General features: G+C 70.6%; 8 protein-coding genes, 1 pseudogene and 1 CRISPR repeat array. Of the genes and pseudogenes, 6 read left to right on the forward strand and 3 right to left on the reverse strand.

Annotated elements, in window-relative coordinates; all coding sequences use genetic code 11:
* Window positions 1–26 precede the first annotated feature (26 nt).
* The gene (locus tag FYW99_RS18810; RefSeq protein ID WP_223839216.1) at window positions 27–680 is read left to right on the forward strand and encodes an SAM-dependent methyltransferase; all 654 of its coding nucleotides are present in this window, start codon (window positions 27–29) and stop codon (window positions 678–680) included.
* Between the two features lie 300 nt (window positions 681–980).
* A CRISPR array of direct repeats spans window positions 981–1,922; the repeat unit is 29 nt; unit sequence GTGCTCCCCGCGCACGCGGGGATGGTCCC.
* A 124-nt stretch (window positions 1,923–2,046) separates the two neighbouring features.
* Here FYW99_RS18810 and FYW99_RS18815 read toward each other — a convergent pair.
* Together FYW99_RS18815 and FYW99_RS18820 are read right to left on the reverse strand one after the other, a co-directional pair.
* A pseudogene (locus FYW99_RS18815) lies at window positions 2,047–2,484 on the reverse strand (ATP-binding protein); the annotation flags it as partial.
* Window positions 2,485–2,559: 75 nt separating this feature from the next.
* Window positions 2,560–3,486 (reverse strand): helix-turn-helix domain-containing protein, encoded by a 927-nt coding sequence (locus FYW99_RS18820; protein WP_190394717.1) that lies wholly within the window; start codon window positions 3,484–3,486, stop codon window positions 2,560–2,562.
* Window positions 3,487–3,614: 128 nt separating this feature from the next.
* Between FYW99_RS18820 and FYW99_RS18825 the strand changes: the two genes are divergently transcribed.
* A complete protein-coding gene (locus tag FYW99_RS18825) occupies window positions 3,615–4,469 on the forward strand; it encodes a helix-turn-helix domain-containing protein (RefSeq protein ID WP_150253347.1) in 855 nt (284 codons plus the stop codon).
* Between the two features lie 4 nt (window positions 4,470–4,473).
* Window positions 4,474–4,680 carry a DUF397 domain-containing protein gene (locus FYW99_RS18830; RefSeq protein WP_150253348.1) on the forward strand — a complete coding sequence of 69 codons (207 nt, stop codon included), beginning with the start codon at window positions 4,474–4,476 and terminating at the stop codon, window positions 4,678–4,680.
* Window positions 4,681–4,696: 16 nt separating this feature from the next.
* Here FYW99_RS18830 and FYW99_RS18835 read toward each other — a convergent pair whose 3' ends face one another.
* On the reverse strand, window positions 4,697–4,900 hold the full coding sequence (locus tag FYW99_RS18835; RefSeq protein WP_150253349.1) for a hypothetical protein: 204 nt from the start codon (window positions 4,898–4,900) through the stop codon (window positions 4,697–4,699).
* Between the two features lie 574 nt (window positions 4,901–5,474).
* Here FYW99_RS18835 and cas3 point away from each other — a divergent pair.
* From cas3 to casB, 3 genes are read left to right on the forward strand one after another with little or no spacing between them, the layout of a single operon-like run.
* A complete protein-coding gene (gene cas3, locus FYW99_RS18840) occupies window positions 5,475–8,402 on the forward strand; it encodes a CRISPR-associated helicase Cas3' (protein ID WP_190394718.1) in 2,928 nt (975 codons plus the stop codon).
* Window positions 8,392–10,113 carry a type I-E CRISPR-associated protein Cse1/CasA gene (gene casA / locus FYW99_RS18845; protein ID WP_190394719.1) on the forward strand — a complete coding sequence of 574 codons (1,722 nt, stop codon included), beginning with the start codon at window positions 8,392–8,394 and terminating at the stop codon, window positions 10,111–10,113. Before cas3 ends, casA begins: the two co-directional genes overlap by 11 nt.
* The gene (gene casB, locus FYW99_RS18850) at window positions 10,110–10,790 is read left to right on the forward strand and encodes a type I-E CRISPR-associated protein Cse2/CasB (RefSeq protein WP_150253350.1); all 681 of its coding nucleotides are present in this window, start codon (window positions 10,110–10,112) and stop codon (window positions 10,788–10,790) included. Before casA ends, casB begins: the two co-directional genes overlap by 4 nt.
* Window positions 10,791–10,902 lie beyond the last annotated feature (112 nt).

Genomic DNA, 10,902 nt, shown 5'->3' on the forward strand with positions numbered 1-10,902 from the left:
CCGGAGCGCGGACAGGAAGGAGCCCCGTGACCGAGCATCGCCCGCAACTCACGGAGGAAGAAGCAGCCGCCATGTGCGAGCCCGAGGGCTGGGACGAGAGGTACGCCGGTCAGGAGAGGTTCTGGACCGGAAACCCCAACCCGCAACTCGTCGCGGAGGCGGCCGGGCTGACCCCCGGTACCGCGCTCGACGTCGGCTGCGGCGAGGGCGGCGACGTGGTCTGGCTGGCCCGACAGGGGTGGACGGTCACGGGAGCGGACTTCTCCGCCAACGGCCTGGCGCGGGCCGCCCGGCGCGCAGAGCAGGCCGGAGTCGCCGACCGGGTCGACTGGTGGAGGGTCGACGCACGGACCATCGCGGCGGACGGGCGGTCGTATGACCTGGTGACCAGCCACTACCTGCACGCACCGGACGGCGGGATGGTGGACGTGACCCGCCTGCTGGCCCACGCCGTCGCGCCCGGCGGACACCTCCTCGTCGTCGGCCACACGCCGTCCGAGGAGTTCGCCCATATGACCGAGAAGCAGCGCAGGGCCATGTTCCTCGCCGAGGAACTCCTGCCCGGTCTGCCGGACGACTTCGAGGCCCTCGTGGTCGAGCAGCGGCCCCGGAAGCTGACCCGTGACGGGACCGCTGTGGACGCCCACGACTCCACGCTGTTCGCCCGCCGTCGACGCTGAGAGAGACCGGCACCAGGCATCTTGATGGGGTCTGACGGTCCCGGGAGCGCCTTTAACGGGGCGCTTTCGGGGCCTGTCGTCTGCGGGAGCTTCGGGACTGCGGTATCCCCTTCTGCTGGTTGGTGGTGCCGGAATCGATGAGCCGGGTTATGTTGCTGTGGAGCGAGGCGGTCTCAGGACGTGTGTTTTGGTGATGCTTGAGGGGTTTTGTTGCTTATGGGGTTTTGGTGGCGCATGTCTGTTTTTCAGGAAGTTGGAAATTCGGCTGCTTGCCACTGGTAAGTTCGCAGGTCGTTGACTGTGCTCCCCGCGCACGCGGGGATGGTCCCAAAGCCACGGCGGCGGGACCCTTGGGCGCGGTGTGCTCCCCGCGCACGCGGGGATGGTCCCGAACGCAAAGCGTCCTCGCGCTAAGCGCGCTCGTGCTCCCCGCGTGCACGGGGATGGTCCCGGCTTGCGCGTGCCGTATGACTCGTGAGAGTCGTGCTCCCCGCGCACGCGGGGATGGTCCCGCGGAGGACCTCACCGCCGCCCTGGAGGGCCTGTGCTCCCCGCGCACGCGGGGATGGTCCCAGGACGGTCTCGTCGTAGGTGCGGGCGATCGCGTGCTCCCCGCGCACGCGGGGATGGTCCCCTGCAAGCGGCTCAGGAGCTGCTGGCAGTCCCGTGCTCCCCGCGCACGCGGGGATGGTCCCGACCCTTGATAACTACGTTCCGTCATGTCGGCGTGCTCCCCGCGCACGCGGGGATGGTCCCCGTTCGCACGACCACCCCAGGCGCCCCCACCGGTGCTCCCCGCGCACGCGGGGATGGTCCCGCCTGACAGCGCCGACACGGTCGCGCTACAGTGTGCTCCCCGCGCACGCGGGGATGGTCCCCAGTGCGCGGGCGAATCCGGGTTCGTCGTGCCGTGCTCCCCGCGCACGCGGGGATGGTCCAGGGCGGTGGCGATGCCCTCGCGCCGGAAGGTGTGCTCCCCGCGCACGCGGGGATGGTCCAGGGCGGTGGCGATGCCCTCGCGCCGGAAGGTGTGCTCCCCGCGCACGCGGGGATGGTCCCGTCGACCCTGTCTCTTTCGCTGCCGCCGAGGCGTGCTCCCCGCGCACGCGGGGATGGTCCCAGGCCCAGGGTCGCCGAGGCGGTGCCGGTGGTGTGCTCCCCGTGCACGCGGGGATGGTCCCACGTCGCTCACCATGCCCATGTAGGCGTCGTCGTGCTCCCCGCGCACGCGGGGATGGACCTACCGGGTGTGCTCAGGCTTCACCAACTCAGGAAGGGCGAACTCGGCCCAGGTCACCGTGCCCAGCCCCGCGCAGAAGGGGAAGTCCAGTACGGGACGAGAACTCCAGGCCACCGCCAGGTTTTCGACCAGCAGCAGGCCTCGACCGTGCTCGGCCTCCTGCCACTCCTCAGCCGTGCGCTGGCGGGGGATGAGGGGGCGGGTGTCCTTGACGCCGTCGTCGATCACCGACAGCCGAAGCACGGCCCCACCGTCCGGCGCCATGTGAACGGCCAGCGTACGGATGACCCGCCCATCGACCTCACCCGACCGCGAGTGATCAACGGCGTTCGCGAACATCTCACTGGCGCACAGCACCACCGTCTCCACCAGGTCGTCATCGGCTGCGGCGAACCGGGTGAGATCGGTACGCAGGTCCGAGCGCACGCGGTTGGCGGTGGCCAGGGTTCCGGGGTACAGGCGCGGCTCCCAGCGCCGTTCCGGGTCGGCAGTGATGGGCGAGGTCTGCGGCACAATGACCATGCCGGTATCTCCTTTTCCGTTGGGTTTTCGAGTGCTGGTCATGCCCTGGAGGCGCGCTAACGCCTGCCAGGGCTTCAACGTGTCCGGCTGGGGACACGTGGGGGACGAACCTTCTGGTCAGGCCCTGGCCACAGTGGTGGTTCCGTGGCTGTTACCGACCCCTTCAACGCCGCCCACAGTGAGGGCGCGATGCCGGGGCTTCTCGGGAAAGCGCTCGACCGCCTGGTCCAGCAGCCGCAGCGAGTCGGCTGGCGACAGCGCCACGCCCTGGAGGGTGGCGAACAGGTCGGTGTAGCCCTTGATGTGGGTGGCGTCGGTGACCAGGTGGCCCGGCCCGCGCGGGTGAGGGGTGTAGGCCAGGCAGTGGCGCGGGGAGAAGGCCAGCGTCCAGAACGCTCCGCGCAGGCCGGGATGGGGCGCAGTACCTTCCGGGACGACGTGCACGGTGATGCTGTCACTGCTGGCCAGGTCGCGCAGGCGGGACAACTGGGCGCGCATGACGCTGGGAGGGGCCACGGGCCGGATGAGGGCGTCTTCGTCGACGATCAGGCAGTGGTACGGCGGTCCGGATGCCGTGCTGTAGACCTTGCAGAACGTGGGTCGGTCCCTGACGAGGAAGGCAGCTTCCATAGGACGCTCGGCCTGGTTCAGCGCGCGGGCGTAGTCCTCGGTCAGGAAGCTGTCGGGCAGGACGAGGGGCGCGTAAGCCCGGACCTGGAATGCCTGGGGGAGGAGGTCGGCCACCGTGGCACCGGAACGGAGGCCGGCGGTGATGAACGTCTGTGCCCAGGCGTCCCACAACACGCCTTCCGCTTCCAGGGCGCTGTCGAGGTGGCGGGCGTCGTTGCGCTGAGGCTCGCTGGTGCCGGACTCGATGCCGCTGATCCGGCTGGGGGAGAGGAAGGCGTTTTCGGCCAGCTCCTCGACCGACAGGTCCAGGCGTTCCCGGGCTGCCCGCACCCGCTCCCCGAACCGTTCCCATGACGACACGGGTTCATGAACCTGTTCCGTGCTCGTCGGCCTGTTGTCAGTCTGGCGGCTCATGGCCATGGCGCCTCCTTTGAAGGGTGGGGTGCTTCGCTCTTAGTAAACTCAGAGCTATGAGCAAATGCAAGTAGCTTTTGAAAGTGGCGAATTTTGTCCACTCATGCGAAGAAGGGCATGATCAAGGGATGGCTGACAACCCGACGCTTGCGCAGTGGCAACTGGCACAGGAGCTGAGGCGGCTTCGAGGTGAACGCAAGTTCGGAGACGTGGTCAAGGCGATGCGGACGGCGCCCAGCAGCCTGTCGCGCTGGGAGACGCCTGGCGATGGCGGAGCGGTTCCGGGTCCGTCGGCGATCGAACGCCTGCTCAACCTGTACGGCGCTCCGGACGAACTTGACCGTCTGCTCGCGCTTCGTAAACAGGCGCGCGAACCGGACCGCTGGCAGCCGTACGAGCTGGAGCGGAGCTATCGGTCATACGCCAACATCGAAGCTCAGGCGACCTCGATCGAGATGTACCAGTCTCAGCTCATCCCCGGTCTGGCGCAGACGGAGGCCTACGCTCGTGCGGTCATCGAGGCGACCATGCGTCCTGACAGCGACCTCGACAGGGAGGTTCAGGTCCGGCTCACCCGTCAGGAAGTGCTGACGAAGGCCGCCCCTCCCGAGGTGTGGATAATCGTTGCGGAAGCCGCTCTGCACCAGCGCATCGGTGGCGGGGAGCTTATGGCCGAGCAGCTCGACCACCTCATCGCATTGGCCGCCCTTCCGAACGTCACGCTCCAGGTGCTGCCCTACAGCGCCGGAGCCCATGCGGCCTTGACCCTTGCCTCGTTCTCTATCCTGCGTGTGGACCACCATGGACTGCTGACGGTCTACCTCCAAGGCCCCTCGTCCCACATGTTCATGTCCAGCACGGAGAACGTGGACCACTACGCAGGAACGTTCAACCGCCTACGCGCGTCCGCTCTGGACGACGGAAAACCAACCCTCAAACTGCTCCAGGGGATCGCCCATGGGCACCGCCAGCACAAGGACTAGAAGCATGCAGTCAGAAGACTCGGCGTTCGGTGAGGACGTCGCTTTCCGCAAGTCGAGCTACTCGCAGAGCGAGGCCGCGTGTGTAGAGGTGGCTGACCTGCACGGTGCAGCAGCGGTCCGGGACACCAGGCATCGTGAGCTTGGTTTCCTTGTTTTTCCTGGCGGAGAGTGGCATGCCCTTTTGGAGGTGACAGAGCAGGAGCGTCAGTAGCGGTGGCTTCGAGTGGTCATTCGATCAGCTTGTCAAAGGCGAAGTAGGCGGCGCCGACCGTTGCCAGGCCGATGGCCAGGGCTGTTGCGGGATGGTCGCCGCCAACCCATCGGAGGCCAGCAATGACGACTCCAGAGATGCAGGCGAACAGAAGGATCAAAGCAGTGCGGAGGCCGATGCGTCCTTCGCGGGTCTCATGCTCTGGGCTCTGGGGGGCCATGAGATTGTGGCTTCCTCTCTAGCGAGGGACATGTTACTGCTCAGCAGTTGATCGAAAGTTGAGCCAAGCCTACACTGGTTGAGTCGTGCCTCCGTGTGCTTTGAGAACATCCCCGCAGCTGTGAGGGTGGTGCGACACTGCTGTCTGTGCTCCCCGCGTAAGCGGGGATGGTCCCTGCTGTGCAGTGACAAGTAAGTGCTCCCCGCGCACGCGGGGATGGTCCCACCCAGTGTGGATTGATGGTGACTGCGTTCCTGTGCTCCCCGCGCACGCGGGGATGGTCCCGATGAAGGCCCGGCTGGCCCCCGGGTCCCGTCGTGCTCCCCGCGCACGCGGGGATGGTTCCGTCGCTGCTGCCTTGGTCGCCTTCAGCGCGGTGTGCTCCCCGCGTACGCGGGGATGGTCCCCTACGCGTAGTACGCGATCAGTAACCGATGATGTGCTCCCCGCGCACGCGGGGACACGCCCGGCACACAGGCCACTCGGTTTACATGAACGGGTAAACCCGTTTGGCCGGATGAGGCCAGGGCGAATCTCGGCGTTTGCCTGCGAAGGCGCCTCGAACCCCTGTTCAATGTCGGCCATGAAGCACGAAGGGCGCCCTCAGCCCTGGAAGGACCGCCTCTCCGAGGCCGCCCGCCGCGTGTGGGCCAAGCACGACTTCGACTCCAACGCCTGGCTTCCCCTCTACCGCCACATGGCCGACAGTGCTGCCGTCGCCACCAAGCTCTGGGACTCCTGGCTCCCCGTGCAGGTCCGCGACCACATCAGTCGCGCACTCCCCAAGGGCGAGGATGACGCCCGCACCCTCGCCGTCTGGCTCGCCGCCACCCACGACATCGGCAAGGCCACCCCCGCCTTCGCCTGCCAGGTCGAACACCTCGCGGACGACATGCGCCGCGAGGGCCTGGAGATGCCCCTCCAGAAGCAGACGGCCAACCGCGAACTCGCCCCCCACGGCCTCGCGGGACAGCTCATCCTCCGGGACTGGCTCGTCGCGAACCACGGCTGGAAAGCCCGCGACACCCACCAGCTCACCGTCGTCGCCGGAGGCCACCACGGGGTCCCGCCCGGCTACTCGGCCATCGACGAACTCGACCGGCGCCCCCGGCTCCTCCGCACCCCCGGCCACGAGCGCGCCTGGGCCTCCGTCCAGACCGAACTCCTCGACACCGCCGCCCTCGTCACCGGAGCGGCCGAACGCCTCTCCGCCTGGAACTCCCTCAAGCTTCCGCAGACCGTGCAGGTCCTGCTCACAGCCCTGGTCATCGTCGCGGACTGGATCGCCAGCAACCCCGAACTGTTCCCCCTCTTCCCGGGAGCGGGCGGGCGCAGCATCGACCCCGAGCGCACCCGCGAGGCCTGGCGCCTCCTCGGTCTCCCCCGGCAGTGGAAGGCCGAGGAGCCCGGCGGCACCGCGGCGGAACTCTTCTCGGAACGCTTCGCCCTGCCCGAGGGCGCGACCGTCCGCCCCGTGCAGGAGCAGGCGGTCGAGGCCGCGCGGCGGATGTCCGGCCCCGGCCTGATGATCGTCGAGGCCCCCATGGGCGAGGGCAAGACCGAGGCGGCCCTGGCCGTGGCCGAGATCCTCGCGGCCCGGTCCGGCGCGGGCGGCTGCTTCGTCGCCCTCCCCACCATGGCCACCAGCAACGCCATGTTCGGGCGCTACCTCACCTGGCTCGACCGCCTCCCCGGAATGCCGGAGGAGGCCGCCTCCGTGTTCCTCGCCCACTCCAAGGCACACCTGAACGAGGAGTTCACACAGCTCATGGGCGGCGGACGCCGCCTGGCCGACGACACCGACCGCGACGCCGAGGAAGGCGGGTCCGGCGCGGGCCGCGCTCCCCGCACCCCCGCCGCCCTCACCGCCCACCGCTGGCTCCGGGGCCGCAAGAAGGGCATGCTCTCCTCCTTCGCCGTCGGCACCGTCGACCAGCTCCTCTTCACCGGCCTCAAGAGCAAACACCTGGCCCTGCGCCACCTGGCCATGGCGGGCAAGGTGGTCGTCATCGACGAGGCCCACGCCTACGACACCTACATGAACGCCTACCTCGACCGCGCCCTGTCCTGGCTGGGCAGGTACGGCGTCCCCGTGGTCGTCCTCTCCGCGACCCTGCCCGCCGGGCGCAGGCGCGAGCTGGCCGAGGCCTACACCGGCGCCTCGGGGGAGGGGTATGAGGAGATGGGGAAGGCCCGCGCCTATCCCCTCATCACCACGGCCGAGACCGGCGCCGCGCCCCGTCTGCACGCCCCCGCCGCCTCCGGACGCGCCACCGACGTGGTCGTGGAGCCCCTGGCCGACGACCTCGACGCGCTCACCGCACGCTTGGAGCACGCCCTGGCCGACGGCGGCTGCGCCCTGGTCGTGCGCAACACCGTCGCGCGCGTCCACGAGGCCGCCGCGCACCTGCGCGCCCACTTCGGCGCCGACACGGTCACCGTCACGCACTCGCGCTTCCTCGCCCTGGACCGCGCCGCCAACGACGACGCCCTGGTGGCCGACTACGGGCCGCCCGCCAAGGTCGCCGAACTCGGCGGAAAACGCCCCACCCGCCACATCGTGGTCGCCAGCCAGGTCGTGGAGCAGTCCCTGGACGTGGACTTCGACCTCCTGGTCACCGACCTGGCCCCCGTCGACCTCCTGCTCCAGCGCATGGGCCGCCTGCACCGCCACCCGCGCGGCCGGGACCAGTCCGACCGGCCCGAGCGCGTGCGCCGGGCCCGCTGCCTGGTCACCGGAGTGGACTGGGACGAGGTGCCGCCCGCGCCCGTGCGGGGTTCGCGGACGGTCTACGGGCAGTACCCCCTGCTCCGCTCCCTGGCCGTGCTCCGCGCCCGACTGGAGTCCGGCGCCGCGGACGGGGACGCCGCCCGCACGGTCCGCCTCCCCGAGGACATCAGCCCTCTCGTCCAGGACGCCTACGGCGACGAGGACCCCGCCCCCGACACCTGGCACGAGGCGATGGCCGAGGCCCTCGACGCATACGGGACCGAACAGGCGCGCAAGAGCGAGAAGGCCGAGACCTTCCTGCTCAAACCGGCCGCCCGGGACGGCCGCGCGCTCATCGGCTGGGTCGAGGCCGGGGTCGGCGAGGCCGAGGACACCCAGGCCGGCAGAGCCCAGGTCCGCGACACCCGCGACAGCCTGGAGGTCCTGGTCGCCCGCCGCGCCGCCGACGGCACCGTGACCACCGTTCCCTGGCTGGCAGACGGGCGCGGCGGACTGGACCTGCCCACCGGCACCGCGCCGCCGCCCGCCTCCGCGCGGGCCCTGGCGGCCTCCGCGCTCCGGCTGCCCTACCAGTTCACCTTCCCCAAGGAACTGGAGCAGGCCATCACCGAACTCGAAACCGACCTCGTCCTCGCCTGGCAGACCAAGGACGCCCACTGGATCGCCGAGGAACTCGTCCTCTTCCTGGACGAGGACGACCGCGCCGAACTCGCCGGATTCCGACTGCACTACACCCCGACCGACGGACTGGAGGTCCACCGTGCCGACTGACGCCTCCGGGCCGACGCCACCCCCACCGCGACCCGCGCCCCCACCGACGCTCCCGCCCTCCTTCGACCTGACCAGCCGACCCTGGATCCCCGTCCAGCGGCTCGACGGGACGGAGGCCGAGCTCTCCCTCACCGAGGTCTTCGAGCAGGCCGCGCAGATCCGGCGTCTGGTCGGCGACGTGCCCACCCAGGACTTCGCGCTCCTGCGGCTGCTTCTGGCGGTCCTGCACGACGCGATCGACGGCCCGGAGGACATCGAGGACTGGGCGGACCTGTGGAACGGCGGTGACGGCGACCTTCCGGCGGATCGGGTCCGCGACTACCTGCGCGAGCACCGCGACCGCCTCGACCTGCTGCACCCGACCGCGCCCTTCCTCCAGGTGCCGGACCTGCGCACGGCCAAGGGCGAGTACTCCTCCCTCGACCCGATCGTGGCCGACGTCCCCAACAACGCGCGCTTCTTCACCATGCGCGCGCACGGGGCCGAACGCCTGGGCTTCGCGGAGGCCGCCCGCTGGCTGCTGCACGCCCACGCCTACGACACCTCCGGGATCAAGTCCGGAGTGGTCGGCGACCCCCGGGTCAAGGGCGGCAAGGTCTATCCGCAGGGGGTGGGATGGTCCGGGAACCTCGGCGGGATCCACGTGGAGGGCGACGACCTGCGCGCGACCCTCCTGCTCAACCTGCTGCCCCGCGACACCGACAACCTGCGTTCGCGCCCCGACGACCGCCCGGCCTGGCGCCGGGCCCCGGCCACCGCCGAGGCCATCGGGGGAGCGGAGGCCCAGACCCGCCCCCACGGGCTGCGCGACCTCTACACCTGGCAGAGCCGCCGCGTTCGGCTGCACCACGACGGTGAAAGCGTCCACGGGGTCCTGCTCGCCTACGGGGACCCGCTCACCCCGCGCAACAAGCACGACCGGGAGCCCATGACCGCGTGGCGGCGCAGCCCCGCACAGGAGAAGAAGCTCGGTGAGGAGCAGGTCTACCTGCCCCGGGACCACGACCCCGCCCGCAGCGCCTGGCGCGGCCTCGCCGCCCTGGTCACCGGCCGCGTCCGGGGCGCCGAACAGCGCCGCGAGGCCGCGAAGGTCGTGCGCCCCCGGGTGCTGGACTGGATCGCTCGCCTGACCGTGGAGGAGCATCTGGACAAGGGCTTCCTCGTCCGCGCACGCCTGGTCGGCGCCGTCTACGGCACCCAGCAGTCCGTCATCGACGAGATCGTGGACGACACCGTCGCCATGCCCGTGGTCCTGCTGCACGAGCAGGACAGCACCCTCGGCCAGACCGCGGTCGACGCGGTCAACGACGCCGAGGAGGCGGTCATGGTCCTCGGGGACCTGGCCACCGCCCTGGCCGAGGCGGCGGGCGCGGAGACCGAGGCCCCCCGGGCCACCGCCCGCGACCGCGGATTCGCGGAGCTGGACGAGCCCTTCCGTAAGTGGCTGCGCGACCTGCGCCCCTCCGACAACCCGCTCTACCCGGACGAGCAGCGCCGCACGTGGCAGCTCACGGCGCACGAGATCGTGTCCCGGCTCGGCGCCGAACTCATGGACACGGCCGGGGAGGCCGCCTGGACGGGCCGGGTCGTGGCCACCAAGAACGGCTCGGCCTGGCTCACCGCCTCCCGGGCCGACCTGCGCTTCCGCTCCGCCCTGCGCAGGGCGCTCCCCCTGACCAACACCGACCACTCCCCGCAGGAGGAGCAGTGACCACCACGAGCACCGCCGGGTTCGTGCCCGAACTCAAGGACGTCGGGAAGCTGGTCGACGAACGCGTCCGCCAACTCCAGGGCGGCTACCTCAAGGACCTCCCCGACGCCGTCGCCACCCTGGCCAAGCTGCGCCGGGGCGCGGGCAAGCCCATCGAGGCCGTACCGGAGCTGGTGGGGCTGACGCTGGACCACCGCTTCTACGAGCGCTTCTCCGTCACCGATCCCCGCACCGAGGACGCCGAGGCCGCCGCGCACGAGGCGCTGACCCTCTACGCCCTGCACCAGCAGTCCAAGCGCGAGAGGGGCATGCACCGGCGCGGACGCGACCTCGGCGGGGCCGTCCGCCGCCTCATGCCCTCCGGGGACATCGACGAGCCGCTGCGCAGGAGGTTCGTGCAGGCGGGGAGCGCCGTGCACCACGCCACCCGCCTCGACCGGCTCCGGGGGATCGTCCAGCTCCTGCGCGCCGAGGACGTCCCGCTCGACTACGGGCTCCTGGCCGACCAGCTCCACGACGCCCGCACCCGCCCCGGGGCCGAACACGTACGCCGGGCCTGGGGCCGCGGGTTCCAGGCCTACCGGCACTCGGAGGGCACCGACGCGGGCGGCACCGAAGCGGACGACGCCACCGACACCACCCAGGAGCCGGAGACCGCGACCGGCGCCTCCGACTGACAGAGTTCTCCGCCCACCGCCTCCGGAGCCCTCCTCGGGGCCCGGCACCACCAGCCTGCTTCGTCCCCGCCCTGACCGGGTGCGCTCGCGGGCGGGCACCGACAAGACAAGG

It is taken from the genome of Nocardiopsis deserti (assembly GCF_008638355.1).
GTDB lineage: Bacteria > Actinomycetota > Actinomycetes > Streptosporangiales > Streptosporangiaceae > Nocardiopsis > Nocardiopsis alborubida.